The following is a 15,542-nucleotide window of genomic DNA, read 5'->3' on the forward strand; positions in this document are numbered from 1 at the left end:
AAAAGAGATCCCCGGATCGCTCCAGCATGCGCTGTAACTGGCTTTAACGTCTGTCTGGATCGACTGTGGAATGTAAAATGTTGACTGTTATATGCATAATCTAATACTGTGATATGCAACGGTATTTACTGAGGTATGTATATCCGTTGACTGCGATACGTATTACTACATCCTTTTGTGGATAACCGTTGAGGATCAAGATGACGAGCGAAAATAACAGCTTACTTCTGAACCTTCAGGAGGTTGATAAGACAACCGGTGAAGTTGTTAAGCTGGATGTCAACAGCACCAGTACCGTGCAGCCAGTAGCGCTCATGAGACTCGGTCTCTTCGTCCCAACTCTGAAATCAACAGGGAAGAGCAAGGCGAACCGGAAAAACGTTACAGACGCGACTGAGGAGCTTGTACAGCTGTCCATTGCCAAAAGCGAAGGATACACTGACGTTAAGATCACCGGTTCGCGTCTTGATATGGACACGGATTTTAAAGTCTGGCTGGGGATAATTCGCTCCATGTCGGAGTATGGGGTAAAAAGTGACACCCTGGAACTGTCGTTCGTCGAATTCGTTAAGATGTGCGGATTTGACTCCCGTCGTTCAAACAAAAAAATGCGCGATCGCATCAGTAATTCCCTGTTTAAACTCGCCTCGGTTACGCTGAAGTTCCAGAGCGAGACCAAAGGATGGACCACCCATCTGGTGCAGTCAGCCTATTATGATATCAACGAGGATATCGTTGAGATCAAGGCTGAACCTAAGCTGTTTGAGCTTTACCACATGGACAGAAGGGTACTGCTGCGGCTGAAAGCCATTGACGCCCTGCAGCGCAAGGAATCAGCCCAGGCGCTTTATACCTACATCGAAAGTCTTCCCCAGAATCCTGCACCTATTTCCATGAAACGGATGCGTGACCGGCTGAATCTCACCTCAAATGTCTATACGCAGAACCACACGGTGCGTAAGGCGATGGAGCAGCTGCGGGATATTGGTTATCTGGATTACACTGAGTTTAAACGTGGCCGAGCCACCTATTTCAGCGTGCATTATCGCAACCCCAAACTCATCAGTGGTCCTGTGAAGGTTCCGCGCAAAGAGGAAGAAGAGAAGGCGCCAGAGCAAAATTATGACGAAGTCATTAAGGCGCTGAAGGCTGCTGGCATCGATCCCCTTAAACTGGCCGAAGCTCTCTCAGCGATGAAGCCAGAAAATTGACTGCGATATGCATAACATGACTGCCGGATGCCGCTAAGGACATTCCATTGACTGTGATATGCATCACGCATACCGCAGTCAATATGTGTTCTCCATCATGTCTGCCATGATCGAACAATATTGACTGTCATATGTGATTTCAGGCCGTGATACGCAGATATTGACTACGGTATGCGGGTTTAACGGCGATATTCCCAGGTCTGTGCACTGCTCCACACGTGTTAACATGCCACAGTCAATTTTTCAGTAAAGCTCTATACCCCTTACGAAAATCTCAATCGGATGCTGAGACGGTCATGTTACCTGACGGTATCCGTTCCCCTGTGTATTGCAGGTTTAGCCCGGCAGGATGAGACTGCAGCTGTCTGTATAACCCGGCGCCAGCTTCACACTGCTAAATGCGAACAGGAGACCGATGGCAGAAGGGAGTGAGCCACAGGGGTGAATGACTTTCGCAATTAACGGGATGATTCACTGAGCTTTCAGGAAACAATACACTGTGGGATGTACGGCCTGTGTCCTGTCTTGTCTGCGGTATGTCGATGCCTGCAGGCTTGCAGGTCACCGTGCAAGACCACGGCTGTTCAGTCATCCGAATGATGTCCTGGTGTGCTGGAGCAGGGAGGGGCACTGAATGCGCTCTGCTCCTGTATTTCGTATTAGCGGAATACAGGACGTCATGCCAGGGCCGTCAATCTCAGCCGGCCGGGGGCAGGGAGCGAAGGATCTCCGCGGCATCTCGCCCATCACCGGTAAAGGGAACGGCCAGGGTGGCAGCCATGTCCAGCGCAAATACCCGGGTATAGACTTCCATCGAGCGCGGATCCTTATGCCCGGCCAGTGCCTGGATGACCTTCCTGGGCTGCCGGTGATAAAGCATGTGCATAATATAGCTGTGACGGAAAGTATGCGGCGTCACGGGGATCGAAAAATGCACGCCGTCAGCTTCAGCCCGCTTCACCGCCTGTTTCAGCCAGTTGCGCATTGTCTCATCCGTGACCGGCCATAACGGCTCACGCCGGCGGGGGCGGGTGGTGACCATCCAGCTTTCCATCTGACGCACAAAACTGGCATCCGTCAGCGGTACCAGACGCACTTCATCTTTTGGCGGCCGGCCACGACGTGCCCGCACTTTTTCCGACAGCACCCGAACAAAAGGGCGCAGACCATCCAGGTCGAACGATTCCGGGGTGAGCGTCCGGGCTTCACCGATACGGATCCCGGTATTCCACATGGTGGCGAACAACATGTGGTGACGCTGGTCAGGCATATACCAGAGGAGGGCGCTCACTTCCGGCGCCAGGAGGTAAGCCGGCGTGGCACCTGTTGAGGTGGCCATCCGCCGGAGTGCCACCGCGGTCGCAAAATCAACGCCCGGGGCGATCGGCAGCAGGGAGACGCGTTCTGGTGAATTCTGCAAGGGAATGATGCTGTTCATGAGTTATTTTTCACGTAGCGCACGCACTGTTTATGGATACAGGTATTTTGCACCTGACGGGCCGATCCTGCCATGACAATAAATCGCAGCGCGCGGATCCTTTTGTTGTCTTATCCCGCATTATTGCGGGTAAAACCAAATACGTAAAGGATCCTTTTTCTGCTCAGATCCTCCATGAAGCCAGTAATGACGCGGGTTGATGGCTGTTTTACGGTTTTTGGGAGAATTGGGGTAATGCCAGGACAAACAGGATCGAACAAAAAAAGGAAGGGAGCAGGGAAGGGGAGGATGCGCTACGTGAATTCTGACCTGGTACACCCCTGTAACCCTGTCAGTTTTCACGCAGCGCAATGTGGTTGCCGACTACTGCCCAGTTGAGATGACGGCCGGCATCCTGATGCTGACTTAATATACGGATAATAATAATTTCAGTATCAGTCTGCAGAAAATAAAGCATATGTCATTCAACGGGTAGTGCCAATATGTATTCCCCCAGTTCAGGACGGGGAGTACCGATATTATGAGCACTCCAAAACAAAAAAAAAGCGGAGAGCTGATTAATATATCTGTCGGCCCTCTCCTCACCGAAAATGGTGGTAGCCGTAATACCAGATATCCTCAAGATCCTGACTGGCTTTAGGTGTGAGTTTAACGTTTTTCACCGGCAGGCTTTGTGCCTGCTTTAACTTTTTTCAGGAACGTGTCCTTTTCCCACACCACAGGCTCGCCGCTGCTCAGGCCTTCTGCCAGTAAATTCCGCAGGGTCTGGAGACGTGATTCTGCCTGTTTCTCGCGAAGGAGACGAAGTGACTCGCGGATCACCTCACTCTGCGTACGATAATCACCTGATTCAATGAGATATTCTATGAAGTCACGGAGTTCGTGTCCGAGATCCACTGTTATTGTTCTGGCGATATACAAGCCTCACGATTGTAAGTTTAAATCTTACAATCAGTTTGAATGATACTCAAAGGTGCGTCCAGTACTGAATATTTGGGATAAATGGAGGAATGTCAGGATGTAAGTAACAGAAAAGAGGACGGCTCCTGCTGTCATCCGTCCATCTTCAAAGTAAAGTTTCTTAGTGTGTGTGGGAATAATCCTTGTTTCTGGCAAAAAATGTTATAAACCAAAAGATAATATAATTAAGAACACTCAATATCTTCCTCATCATCGCGTTCATAGCGATTTCCAGTAATTATTCTTATATCTAGAGCTGAATGGAGCATCTTATGAATTTTCATCAGACTGGCACGTTTGATTTCATTTTTTGTTGTTGGTGTACTGTCTCTGAATGCCCATTTGTAAGGTGTCAGGCTACTAATCTTGAAACCTACAATTCCAACTGTATAAAGACAAAGCATTATTTCATTAATGACATCCTGTTCTCTTGATTCTCCTTCTAAAAATTTGTTTGCTGTAATAGCACATGGATCAGTAGTATTTTGAATGGATAATTCACTTAAGGAAGGTGCGAATAAGCAGGTCATTTCTTCCCAAGCTGACTCGCTGATTAAAATTTCGCGGATCTGGGCCGATTTTTTTCCCGCAAACACATCGAATCAGCCTATTTAGGCTATTTTTTCCACCATTTCTGGCGTTATTTCCGGTTTTTACTGAGATCTCTCCCACTGACGTATCATTTGGTCCACCCGAAACAGGTTGGCCAGGGTGAATAACATCGCCAGTTGGTTATCGTTTTTCAGCAGCCCCTTGTATCTGGCTTTCACGAAGCCGAACTGCCGCTTGATGATGCGAAACGGGTGCTCCACCTTGGCACGGATGCTGGCTTTCATGTATTCGATGTTGATGGCCGTTTTGTTCTTGCGCGGATGCTGCTTCAAGGTTTTTACCTTGCCGGGACGCTCGGCGATCAGCCAGTCCACATCCACCTCGGCCAGCTCCTCGCGCTGTGGCGCTCCTTGGTAGCCGGCATCGGCTGAGACAAATTGCTCCTCTCCATGAAGCAGATTACCCAGCTGATTGAGGTCATGCTCGTTGGCCGCGGTGGTGACTAGGCTGTGGGTCAGGCCACTCTTGGCATCGACACCAATGTGGGCCTTCATGCCAAAGTGCCACTGATTGCCTTTCTTGGTCTGATGCATCTCCGGATCGCGTTGCTGCTCTTTGTTCTTGGTAGAGCTGGGTGCCTCAATGATGGTGGCATCCACCAAAGTGCCTTGGGTCATCATGACGCCTGCTTCGGCCAGCCAGCGATTGATGGTCTTGAACAATTGACGGGCCAGTTGATGCTGCTCGAGCAGGTGGCGGAAATTCATGATGGTGGTGCGATCCGGCAGGGCGCTATCCAGGGATAATCGGGCAAACAGGCGCATGGAGGCGATTTCGTACAGGGCATCTTCCATGGCACCGTCGCTCAGGTTGTACCAATGCTGCATGCAGTGAATACGCAGCATGGTCTCCAGCGGATAGGGCCGTCGGCCATTGCCCGCCTTGGGATAAAACGGCTCGATGACAGCGGTCATATTCTGCCATGGCAGAATCTGCTCCATGCGGGAGAGGAAAATCTCTTTTCGGGTCTGACGGCGCTTAGTGCTGAATTCACTATCGGCGAAGGTGAGTTGATGGCTCATGATGTCCCTCTGGGATGCGCTCCGGATGAATATGATGATCTCATATCAGGAACTTGTTCGCACCTTCCTTAATGCAGACGACGCTATCAATGCCCTGAAAACCGGCAACCATGTCGATTTCTCGTTTATTCAGCAGGGCAATATCTCCTTACTCAAAAGCATTAACGTTACGCAATCCTGATTGACTGTCCGGAGCGAATACATCCAGTGCGTCTGAACATTCATTAAGGAATTACTGTGAATGAATGATCGGCCGCATATGCCAGGTGTTTTGATTTTTCAGCGAGAAATTGTATGGCTTCTTTAAAGATAAAATATGCTGCAATAATTATCAGCAGCCTCATAGCAGGAGGGCTGATATCGGTTACTGCCTGGCAGTATGTAAACTCATCACAAAAAACAGTACAAACAGAACAAAAGGCACCGGAGAAAAAGGTACTTTTCTGGTATGACCCGATGAAACCGGATACCAAATTTGATAAACCCGGAAAATCTCCCTTTATGGATATGGACCTGGTGCCAAAATATGCTGATGAAAGTGGCGATAAAAGCAATAGCGGGATCCGTATCGATCCAACCCAGGTTCAGAATCTGGGATTAAAAACGCAAAATGTCACGCGAGGAATGCTGAATTATTCTCAGACAATCCCGGCTAATGTCAGTTACAACGAGTATCAGTTTGTCATTGTGCAGGCGCGCTCTGACGGTTTCGTCGAAAAAGTGTATCCCCTGACTACTGGCGATCATGTGAAGAAAGGCACTCCGCTTATCGATATCACCATTCCTGAATGGGTTGAGGCACAAAGTGAGTTCCTGCTGCTATCCGGTACAGGCGGTACGCCAACCCAGATAAAAGGGGTTCTGGAGCGACTTCGTCTGGCTGGTATGCCGGAAGAGGATATTCAAAGACTGCGTTCAACCCGCACAATCCAGACCCGTTTTACCATTAAAGCACCTATTGATGGTGTCATTACTGCATTTGACCTGCGCACCGGCATGAATATTTCGAAAGATAAGGTGGTGGCTCAGATTCAGGGGATGGACCCGGTCTGGATCAGCGCTGCAGTGCCGGAATCTATCGCCTATCTGCTTAAAGATACGTCGCAGTTTGAAATTTCGGTACCGGCTTATCCGGATAAAACATTCCATGTCGAAAAATGGAACATTCTTCCCAGCGTGGATCAGACAACCCGTACGCTTCAGGTCCGTCTCCAGGTTTCTAATAAGGATGAGTTTCTCAAGCCGGGCATGAATGCCTATCTGAAACTCAATACCAAGAGCCAGGAGATGCTGCTGATACCAAGCCAGGCCGTTATCGATACCGGCAAAGAACAGCGCGTGATTACTGTTGATGATGAAGGCAAGTTTGTGCCGAAACAGATCCACGTTCTGCATGAATCACAACAACAGTCCGGCATCGGCTCCGGCCTGAATGAAGGCGATACCGTGGTGGTCAGTGGTCTGTTCCTCATTGACTCCGAAGCCAATATTACGGGCGCGCTGGAACGTATGCGCCATCCTGAAAAAACAGAAAGCAGTATGCCAGCAATGTCTGACCAGCCTGTAAATATGCATTCAGGGCACTGAGGAGACGACGATGATTGAATGGATTATCCGGCGCTCTGTCGCCAACCGTTTCCTGGTCATGATGGGGGCCCTGTTTCTCAGCATCTGGGGTACATGGACGATTATTAACACGCCGGTCGATGCCTTGCCTGACCTGTCAGATGTGCAGGTCATTATTAAAACCAGCTATCCCGGCCAGGCCCCGCAGATTGTAGAAAACCAGGTCACCTATCCACTTACCACCACCATGCTCTCCGTACCTGGCGCAAAAACTGTGCGTGGTTTTTCACAGTTCGGTGATTCGTATGTATATGTCATTTTTGAAGACGGCACCGATCTGTACTGGGCCCGTTCCCGCGTGCTGGAATATCTGAATCAGGTTCAGGGAAAACTGCCCGCCGGGGTGAGTTCTGAAATCGGTCCGGATGCCACGGGTGTGGGCTGGATTTTTGAATATGCCCTTGTCGATCGCAGCGGAAAACACGACCTTTCAGAACTGCGTTCTCTGCAGGACTGGTTCCTGAAATTTGAGCTGAAAACCATCCCGAACGTGGCTGAGGTCGCTTCGGTTGGCGGCGTGGTGAAACAGTACCAGATTCAGGTCAATCCGGTAAAACTGTCCCAGTACGGTATCAGCCTGCCCGAAGTAAAACAGGCCCTTGAATCGTCTAACCAGGAGGCCGGTGGCTCATCCGTTGAAATGGCCGAAGCGGAGTATATGGTCCGTGCCAGCGGTTATCTTCAGAGCATCGACGATTTTAATAACATCGTCCTGAAAACAGGCGAGAACGGCGTGCCGGTTTATCTGCGGGATGTTGCCCGCGTGCAGACCGGGCCCGAAATGCGGCGTGGTATTGCCGAGCTGAACGGCCAGGGAGAAGTTGCAGGCGGCGTGGTGATCCTGCGATCGGGTAAAAATGCGCGCGACGTTATCACGGCAGTGAGGGATAAACTTGAGACGCTGAAGGCCAGCCTGCCTGAAGGCGTTGAAATCGTGACCACCTACGATCGCAGCCAGTTAATCGACCGGGCGATTGATAACCTCAGTTCCAAACTTCTGGAAGAGTTTATCGTGGTGGCCATCGTCTGTGCCCTGTTCCTGTGGCACGTACGTTCTGCCCTGGTGGCGATTATCTCTCTGCCGCTTGGTCTGTGTATCGCCTTTATCGTCATGCACTTCCAGGGACTGAACGCCAATATCATGTCGCTGGGAGGGATAGCGATTGCCGTCGGTGCGATGGTGGATGCCGCCATTGTGATGATTGAGAATGCGCATAAGCGGCTTGAGGAGTGGGATCATCAGCATCCGGGTGAGCAGATTGACAACGCCACCCGCTGGAAGGTGATTACCGATGCCTCCGTTGAAGTGGGACCCGCACTGTTTATCAGCCTGCTGATCATCACCCTGTCCTTTATTCCTATCTTTACCCTGGAAGGTCAGGAAGGACGTCTGTTTGGCCCGCTGGCATTCACGAAAACGTACTCCATGGCGGGCGCGGCCGCGCTGGCCATCATCGTCATTCCGATTCTGATGGGATTCTGGATCCGGGGGAAAATTCCTGCAGAGACCAGTAACCCCCTGAACCGGGTACTGATCAAAGCGTATCATCCATTGCTGTTGCGGGTTCTCCACTGGCCAAAAACAACCCTGCTGGTTGCGGCCTTGTCCATTTTCACCGTTATCTGGCCACTGAGCCAGGTGGGCGGTGAGTTTCTGCCGAAGATTAACGAGGGCGACCTGTTGTATATGCCGTCGACCCTGCCGGGTGTCTCTCCGGCTGAAGCTGCAGCGCTCCTGCAGACGACGGACAAGTTAATCAAAAGCGTTCCTGAAGTGGCCTCTGTATTTGGCAAGACCGGTAAAGCAGAGACCGCCACGGATTCCGCACCGCTCGAAATGGTTGAAACCACGATCCAGCTCAAACCTGAGGATCAGTGGCGTCCAGGCATGACGATTGACAAGATTATTGAAGAACTCGACAGGACCGTCCGTTTACCGGGGCTGGCAAACCTCTGGGTGCCGCCAATCCGTAACCGTATTGATATGCTCTCAACCGGGATCAAAAGCCCGATAGGTATCAAGGTGTCCGGAACGGTTCTGTCCGATATCGATGCAACGGCGCAGAGTATCGAAGCGGTCGCCAAAACCGTACCCGGCGTAGTGTCTGCTCTCGCAGAGCGACTGGAAGGCGGGCGCTACATTGATGTGGATATCAACCGGGAAAAAGCCTCCCGCTACGGAATGACGGTGGGCGATGTGCAGCTGTTCATCTCATCAGCCATCGGCGGCGCGACGGTAGGGGAAACGGTTGAAGGCGTGGCCCGGTACCCGATTAATATCCGCTATCCGCAGGATTACCGGAACAGCCCGCAGGCCCTGAAACAGATGCCGATCCTGACCCCGATGAAGCAGCAGATCACGCTGGGCGATGTTGCGGATATTAAGGTCGTTTCCGGGCCGACTATGCTGAAAACGGAAAATGCCCGTCCAGCCAGCTGGATTTACATTGACGCGCGCGGCAGGGATATGGTGTCGGTGGTTAATGACATTAAAACGGCGATCAGTCAGAAAGTGAAACTGAGACCGGGTACCAGCGTGTCATTCTCCGGACAGTTTGAACTGCTTGAGCATGCCAACAAGAAACTGAAGCTGATGGTGCCGATGACGGTGATGATCATCTTCATCCTGTTGTATCTGGCATTCCGCCGGGTTGATGAAGCCCTGCTGATCCTGATGAGCCTGCCGTTCGCCCTGGTTGGCGGGATATGGTTCCTGTACTGGCAGGGCTTCCATATGTCTGTCGCAACCGGAACGGGGTTTATCGCTCTGGCCGGGGTGGCAGCAGAGTTTGGCGTGGTCATGCTGATGTATCTGCGTCATGCCATTGAAGTGCACCCGGAATTGTCCCGTAAAGAGACGTTCACACCGGAAGGTCTTGATGAAGCCCTCTATCATGGTGCCGTGCTGCGTGTCCGGCCGAAAGCCATGACCGTGGCGGTGATCATTGCGGGTCTGCTGCCAATACTCTGGGGAACCGGTGCAGGTTCAGAAGTCATGAGCCGTATCGCGGCACCCATGATTGGTGGGATGATCACGGCTCCGCTGCTGTCCCTGTTCATAATTCCTGCCGCCTACAAATTAATCTGGCTGCGCAGACATAAAAAAAGCGTGTCATAACCCTGTAAGGGCATCCTCTGTGGGTGCCCTTCTGTACTGATTCATCCTGACGTCAGGGGTTATATCGATAATATACAGAGGTGAGTATGAAAAAAGTGGTCCTGGTGGCCCTGGCTCTCGGCCTTTCACTGCCCGCAATGGCGAGTGAAAAAGTGATTGATATGTACAAATCTGAAAACTGTGGCTGTTGTTCCCTGTGGGGCAAGGCGATGGAAAAAGACGGGTTTGAAGTACGAACTCACGTCATGAATGATCAGGCGCTGTCAGCCCTGAAAGAAAAGCATGCTATTCCTGCAGGACTACGAAGTTGTCATACCGCGGTTGCCGGTAATTTGATCATTGAAGGCCATGTGCCTGCGACAACGATACATAAGGCAATGCAGTCTGGTTCGGGTATATACGGTCTCGCCACCCCCGGTATGCCAGCAGGAAGTCCTGGAATGGAGATGGGAGCCCGAAAAGAGGCTTACGATGTTATCGCATTCTCACCGGATGGAAGTAAAAAAGTCTTCCAGCGAATCGAATAGTCAGCGGAACGGCTGATAACGGGACGCCGGTAGCAGGCACTCCTGTGCCGGCGATATTCGTGGTAATCGCATCCATGACATACCCTGAAGACAGAAGATGCTTCGGTATGCATAAGGAGAGTTACTGTGAAAAATGACAATGCAGTGCAACACAACAACCAGACTGCTTCTGAGCAGACATTATCCCCGGACGAGGGCCACGTATTGCATAAGGTGAGAGATCCCGTGTGCGGGATGGCCATCCTGCCCGACAGGGCGCACAGCAGCATTCGATACCAGGACCATCAACTTTATTTCTGCTCCGCCAGCTGTGAGAGTAAATTTAAAGCCCATCCCGATCGTTATCTTACCGAAGATGCCAGTGAACATTCCCATCACCATCACCACGATCATCACGAAGTCAGCCCTGATCAGATAAAACAGCCTCACCACCAGGCGGAAAAAGAGAATTCTGAAGGTGTGTGGACATGTCCGATGCACCCGGAGATACGCCGCAGTGGTCCCGGAAGCTGTCCTGTCTGTGGAATGGCACTGGAGCCGCTCGTAGCTACGGCATCCACGGGGCCGAGTGATGAACTTCACGACATGACAAGACGCTTCTGGCTGGGGTTGTTGCTGGCGTTTCCGGTTCTGGTACTCGAAATGGGATCTCATCTGTTTCCCGACTTGAGGAATACAGTACCGCCACAGTACAACACATGGCTGCAGCTGCTTCTGGCCTCCCCTGTCGTGTTGTGGTGTGGCTGGCCATTCTTCGCCCGGGCCGTAATGTCGTTACGTAACCGCTCCCTGAATATGTTTACCCTTGTTGCAATGGGGACCGGCGTAGCCTGGGTTTACAGCGTCATTGCAACCGTCTTCCCCTCCTGGTTTCCTGCATCGTTCAGAAACATGGATGGCCTGGTGGCCGTTTATTTTGAAGCCGCAGCAGTTATTACGGTGCTTGTTCTGCTGGGACAGGTCCTTGAATTGCGGGCAAGGGAACAAACCTCAGGTGCCATTACTGCGCTTCTTAACCTTGCCCCCAAAACCGCCAGGCGGCTGGATCAAGACGGTCATGAAACGGATATTAATGCGGAAGATGTCCTGCCTGGCGATAAGCTCCGCATCAGACCTGGAGAGAGTATTCCGGTCGACGGTATCGTGGTCGAAGGCAAAACAACCGTTGATGAATCGATGGTGACCGGGGAATCTATGCCTGTTACCAAAACGGAGGGTGACCCTGTCATCGGGGGGACCATTAATCAGACAGGTAGTCTTATCATCCGTGCAGAGAAAGTCGGTGATGAAACGATGCTCTCACGAATTGTTCAGATGGTCGCTGATGCACAGCGTTCGCGGGCCCCCATCCAGAGAATGGCTGACAGCGTTTCAGGCTGGTTTGTTCCTCTGGTGATACTTATCGCGGTTGTTGCTTTCATGATCTGGTCTGTCTGGGGGCCCGAGCCCAGGATGGCGCACGGTCTCATTGCGGCTGTGTCGGTCCTGATTATTGCCTGTCCCTGCGCGCTGGGGCTGGCCACGCCGATGTCGATAATGGTGGGGGTGGGCAAAGGAGCCCAGGCCGGGGTGTTAATCAAGAATGCCGAAGCCCTTGAGCGTCTTGAAAAAGTGGACACGCTGGTTGTCGACAAAACAGGCACGCTCACGGAAGGTTCGCCGACGGTGACAGGGATTATCAGTCTCAATCCGGGTGGGGAAACATCTCTTTTGCGTGTAACGGCCGCAGTGGAAAAAGGCTCGCAGCATCCGCTGGGTATGGCAGTAGTTAAAGCAGCACAGGAAAAGGGGATCGCAATACCCGCAGTCACTCATTTCAATGCGCCGTCGGGTAAAGGTGTCTCAGGCGATGTCGAAGGTCAACGGGTTGTTATTGGTAATGAACTGGCTATGCAGGAAAACAGTATCGTTATTGATAATCAAAAGGCCGTTGCGGATACGTTGCGGATGGAAGGCGCTACCGTTATCTATGTGGCCACAGACGGGCACCTTGCAGGCCTGATAGCTATCTCGGATCCCGTGAAAGCAACCACGCCGGATGCGCTTAAAGCTTTGCGTCAGGCGGGGATCCGCATCGTTATGCTCACCGGGGATAACCAGCTTACCGCTGAAGCAGTCGCACGGAAACTGGGAATAGATGAGGTTGAAGCCGGGATTCTGCCGGATGGCAAAAAAGCAGTGATAACCCGACTGAGGGGTCTGAGGGCCAATGGAACGAAAACGTACGCTAAGGAAATAACCAATTGTTATAATTGATATTATTCATTCTTCTCTATGAACTGAAAGCCCGCACTAAGCAATGTTTTAGCCTCAAATGACTTTTTTACCTACCCAACTAACGTAACGATCGCACATCAGGTCGTTTTTCAACCGCATAGTGACACCTGCACTCACATGCGAGAAAACACATATGATTTTGACTTCTTGTTTTGGTGGAGAGACAATACCCATTCATAGCAGGAGTACATAATGCCAGAAATTGCATCCCTACAACTTTTCAAAATACTATCTGATGAAACCCGCCTGGGTATCGTGCTACTGCTCAGGGAGATGGGGGAGCTGTGCGTATGCGATCTCTGCACAGCGCTGGAACAATCACAACCCAAGACCTCCCGCCATCTGGCGATGCTTCGGGAAAGTGGCCTGTTGCTGGATCGCAAGCAGGGGAAATGGGTTCATTATCGCTTATCCCCGCATATTCCTTCCTGGGCTGCCCTGGTGATTGAGCAGGCCTGGTTAAGTCAACAGGACGACGTACAGGCCATCGCCCGTAAGCTGGCATCGGCCAACTGCTCTGGCAGCGGTAAGGCTGTTTGTATCTAAAAATTTTGCCTGTACATATATGTTTTTACGAATATGAGGTGTTAAAGATGAAAATGTTAACGGTGTTTGATCCGGCGATGTGCTGCAGTACCGGCGTTTGTGGTTCAGATGTCGATCAGGTTTTGGTCAATTTTTCTGCTGATGTGCAATGGCTGAAAGGGCGTGGGGTTCAGATCGAACGTTATAACCTGGCGCAGCAGCCTATGAGCTTCGTTGAGAACGAAAAAGCGAAAGCATTCCTTGAGGCTTCTGGAGCTGAAGGGCTTCCGCTGCTGTTGCTTGATGGTGAAACGGTGATGGCCGGGCGATACCCAAAACGCGCTGAACTGGCTCGCTGGTTTGGTATACCGCTGGAAAAGGTGGGTTTAGCTTCCACCAGTTGCTGTGGTGGTAAAACTTCCTGTTGTTGAGTATGTCAGGAGGACATATGAAATTCTTAGAGAATATCCCGTCTTACCTGTTTTTCACCGGTAAGGGAGGTGTAGGCAAAACTTCGATTTCCTGCGCAACGGCTATACGTCTGGCTGAACTGGGAAAGCGTGTTCTGCTTGTCAGTACCGACCCGGCTTCCAATGTCGGTCAGGTATTCGATCAGACTATCGGTAACACTATCCAGCCCGTGACTGCTGTGTCTGGTCTTTCGGCTCTGGAGATTGACCCGCAGGACGCCGCCCAGCAATACCGCGCCAGAATCGTTGACCCTATTAAAGGTCTTTTGCCTGATGACGTTGTTAACAGCATCAGTGAACAGCTTTCAGGAGCTTGTACGACAGAGATCGCTGCATTCGACGAGTTTACTGGCTTACTGACTGACGCTTCTCTGCTGACCCGCTTTGATCACATCATTTTTGATACTGCCCCAACTGGCCACACTATTCGCCTTCTTCAGCTTCCCGGAGCCTGGAGCAGCTTCATCGAAAGTAACCCGGATGGTGCTTCCTGTCTTGGTCCAATGGCTGGGCTGGAAAAACAACGCGAGCAATATGCTCATGCGGTTGAGGCATTATCCGATCCTGAACGAACTCGCCTTGTGCTGGTCGCGCGATTGCAAAAATCAACACTGCAGGAAGTCGCTCGTACTCATGACGAATTATCAGCTATTGGCCTTAAAAATCAGTATTTAGTCATTAACGGTGTCCTGCCTGCGAGCGAAGCAGAACGTGATGCACTGGCCGCTGCAATATGGCAACGGGAGCAAGAGGCGCTGGCAAATCTTCCTGCCGGGTTATCTGATTTGCCGACAGACAACTTATACCTGCAGCCGCTGAACATGGTTGGTGTATCCGCATTGAAAGGCCTGCTCAACGAACACGCTGAGATAACATCGCTTCCTGAACAAAGCCCACAGAACAAGCCAGAGAATATGTCGTTGTCTGTCCTGGTTGATGATATCGCCCGCAGTGAACACGGTTTGATTATGCTGATGGGCAAAGGTGGTGTGGGCAAAACCACAATGGCTGCGGCTATCGCCGTCAGTCTGGCGGATAAGGGTTTTGATGTGCATCTCACCACCTCAGATCCTGCTGCACATCTCAGTACAACGCTCAATGGCAGCCTCAAAAATCTGCAGGTCAGCCGAATCAACCCTCACGATGAAACTGAACGCTATCGTCAGCATGTTCTTGAGACGAAAGGCAGGGATCTGGATGAGGCTGGGAAACGGCTGCTCGAAGAGGATTTACGTTCTCCTTGCACAGAAGAGATTGCGGTGTTCCAGGCGTTTTCACGCGTAATTCGTGAAGCTGGCAAACGGTTTGTGGTCATGGATACGGCACCTACCGGGCATACGCTATTACTGCTTGATGCTACCGGGGCTTATCACCGTGAGATTGCCAGGAAGATGGGGGATAAAGGTCATTTTACCACTCCGATGATGCAGCTTCAGGACCAGGAACGTACCAAAGTTTTGCTGGTCACTCTGCCTGAAACCACACCTGTACTGGAAGCGGCAAACCTGCAGTCCGATCTTGAACGTGCGGGGATTCATCCCTGGGGCTGGATTATCAATAACAGCCTTTCGATTGCACAGACGCAATCGCCGCTGCTTTGCCAGCGCGCCCTACAAGAGCGTCCTCAAATCGAGGTTGTGAAAAACCAGCATGCAAGCCGCATAGCGTTAGTACCGGTAATGGCTGCAGAGCCCACTGGCATCGAGAAACTCAGAGAGCTGGTTGTTTAATTTTTTTTGTATATACAGGGCGGCAA

At 51.3% G+C, this 15,542-nt stretch carries 11 protein-coding genes and 3 pseudogenes; 9 read left to right on the forward strand and 5 right to left on the reverse strand.

Annotated elements, in window-relative coordinates; translation table 11 throughout:
* Positions 1 to 200: 200 nt before the first annotated feature.
* Positions 201 to 1,211, forward strand: a complete 1,011-nt coding sequence (locus tag MRY16398_RS28925) for a RepB family plasmid replication initiator protein (protein ID WP_000200070.1) — start codon at positions 201 to 203, stop codon at positions 1,209 to 1,211.
* A gap of 697 nt (positions 1,212 to 1,908) precedes the next feature.
* Here the strand turns inward: MRY16398_RS28925 and MRY16398_RS28930 are convergent.
* The 5 genes and pseudogenes from MRY16398_RS28930 to MRY16398_RS28950 all read right to left on the reverse strand — a co-directional run bounded on the left by MRY16398_RS28930 (position 1,909) and on the right by MRY16398_RS28950 (position 5,243).
* The gene (locus MRY16398_RS28930; protein WP_001515717.1) at positions 1,909 to 2,649 is read right to left on the reverse strand and encodes a tyrosine-type recombinase/integrase; all 741 of its coding nucleotides are present in this window, start codon (positions 2,647 to 2,649) and stop codon (positions 1,909 to 1,911) included.
* A 331-nt stretch (positions 2,650 to 2,980) separates the two neighbouring features.
* A pseudogene (locus MRY16398_RS31100) lies at positions 2,981 to 3,311 on the reverse strand (type II toxin-antitoxin system RelE/ParE family toxin).
* On the reverse strand, positions 3,298 to 3,570 hold the full coding sequence (locus MRY16398_RS28940) for a type II toxin-antitoxin system ParD family antitoxin (RefSeq protein ID WP_155075505.1): 273 nt from the start codon (positions 3,568 to 3,570) through the stop codon (positions 3,298 to 3,300). Before MRY16398_RS28940 ends, MRY16398_RS31100 begins: the two are co-directional and overlap by 14 nt.
* 224 nt (positions 3,571 to 3,794) lie before the next feature.
* Positions 3,795 to 4,178 (reverse strand): hypothetical protein, encoded by a 384-nt coding sequence (locus MRY16398_RS28945; RefSeq protein WP_336513219.1) that lies wholly within the window; start codon positions 4,176 to 4,178, stop codon positions 3,795 to 3,797.
* Positions 4,179 to 4,262: 84 nt separating this feature from the next.
* Positions 4,263 to 5,243: an IS5-like element ISKpn26 family transposase gene (locus MRY16398_RS28950; RefSeq protein ID WP_000019441.1), complete on the reverse strand. Its 981-nt coding sequence runs from the start codon at positions 5,241 to 5,243 to the stop codon at positions 4,263 to 4,265.
* 61 nt (positions 5,244 to 5,304) lie between these two features.
* Here MRY16398_RS28950 and silF point away from each other — a divergent pair.
* The 8 genes and pseudogenes from silF to arsA all read left to right on the forward strand — a co-directional run.
* Positions 5,305 to 5,424 (forward strand): annotated as a pseudogene (silF, locus tag MRY16398_RS28955) (Cu(+)/Ag(+) efflux RND transporter periplasmic metallochaperone SilF); the annotation flags it as partial.
* Between the two features lie 113 nt (positions 5,425 to 5,537).
* Positions 5,538 to 6,830 carry a Cu(+)/Ag(+) efflux RND transporter periplasmic adaptor subunit SilB gene (gene silB, locus MRY16398_RS28960; protein ID WP_071193398.1) on the forward strand — a complete coding sequence of 431 codons (1,293 nt, stop codon included), beginning with the start codon at positions 5,538 to 5,540 and terminating at the stop codon, positions 6,828 to 6,830.
* 10 nt (positions 6,831 to 6,840) lie between these two features.
* On the forward strand, positions 6,841 to 9,987 hold the full coding sequence (gene silA / locus MRY16398_RS28965) for a Cu(+)/Ag(+) efflux RND transporter permease subunit SilA (RefSeq protein ID WP_009654305.1): 3,147 nt from the start codon (positions 6,841 to 6,843) through the stop codon (positions 9,985 to 9,987).
* Between the two features lie 86 nt (positions 9,988 to 10,073).
* On the forward strand, positions 10,074 to 10,514 hold the full coding sequence (locus MRY16398_RS28970; protein ID WP_009654300.1) for a DUF411 domain-containing protein: 441 nt from the start codon (positions 10,074 to 10,076) through the stop codon (positions 10,512 to 10,514).
* A gap of 126 nt (positions 10,515 to 10,640) precedes the next feature.
* Positions 10,641 to 12,710: pseudogene (locus MRY16398_RS28975) on the forward strand (heavy metal translocating P-type ATPase); the annotation flags it as partial.
* A gap of 273 nt (positions 12,711 to 12,983) precedes the next feature.
* Positions 12,984 to 13,337, forward strand: coding sequence for an As(III)-sensing metalloregulatory transcriptional repressor ArsR (gene arsR, locus MRY16398_RS28980; protein WP_001114073.1), 354 nt, complete (start codon positions 12,984 to 12,986; stop codon positions 13,335 to 13,337).
* A gap of 47 nt (positions 13,338 to 13,384) precedes the next feature.
* Positions 13,385 to 13,747, forward strand: coding sequence for an arsenite efflux transporter metallochaperone ArsD (gene arsD / locus MRY16398_RS28985; protein ID WP_000783215.1), 363 nt, complete (start codon positions 13,385 to 13,387; stop codon positions 13,745 to 13,747).
* Between the two features lie 17 nt (positions 13,748 to 13,764).
* Positions 13,765 to 15,516 (forward strand): arsenite efflux transporter ATPase subunit ArsA, encoded by a 1,752-nt coding sequence (arsA, locus tag MRY16398_RS28990; RefSeq protein ID WP_001556710.1) that lies wholly within the window; start codon positions 13,765 to 13,767, stop codon positions 15,514 to 15,516.
* Positions 15,517 to 15,542 lie beyond the last annotated feature (26 nt).

Origin of the sequence: Phytobacter sp. MRY16-398 (assembly GCF_003925915.1) — a bacterium.
Classification (GTDB): Bacteria; Pseudomonadota; Gammaproteobacteria; order Enterobacterales; family Enterobacteriaceae; genus Phytobacter; species Phytobacter diazotrophicus.

Coding starts and splice junctions, on each gene's coding strand:
- MRY16398_RS28925 (WP_000200070.1), top strand. CDS start 201: ATGACGAGCGAAAATAACAGCTTACTTCTGAACCTTCAGGAGGTTGAT.
- MRY16398_RS28930 (WP_001515717.1), bottom strand. CDS start 2,649: ATGAACAGCATCATTCCCTTGCAGAATTCACCAGAACGCGTCTCCCTG.
- MRY16398_RS28950 (WP_000019441.1), bottom strand. CDS start 5,243: ATGAGCCATCAACTCACCTTCGCCGATAGTGAATTCAGCACTAAGCGC.
- silB (WP_071193398.1), top strand. CDS start 5,538: ATGGCTTCTTTAAAGATAAAATATGCTGCAATAATTATCAGCAGCCTC.
- silA (WP_009654305.1), top strand. CDS start 6,841: ATGATTGAATGGATTATCCGGCGCTCTGTCGCCAACCGTTTCCTGGTC.
- MRY16398_RS28970 (WP_009654300.1), top strand. CDS start 10,074: ATGAAAAAAGTGGTCCTGGTGGCCCTGGCTCTCGGCCTTTCACTGCCC.
- arsR (WP_001114073.1), top strand. CDS start 12,984: ATGCCAGAAATTGCATCCCTACAACTTTTCAAAATACTATCTGATGAA.
- arsD (WP_000783215.1), top strand. CDS start 13,385: ATGAAAATGTTAACGGTGTTTGATCCGGCGATGTGCTGCAGTACCGGC.
- arsA (WP_001556710.1), top strand. CDS start 13,765: ATGAAATTCTTAGAGAATATCCCGTCTTACCTGTTTTTCACCGGTAAG.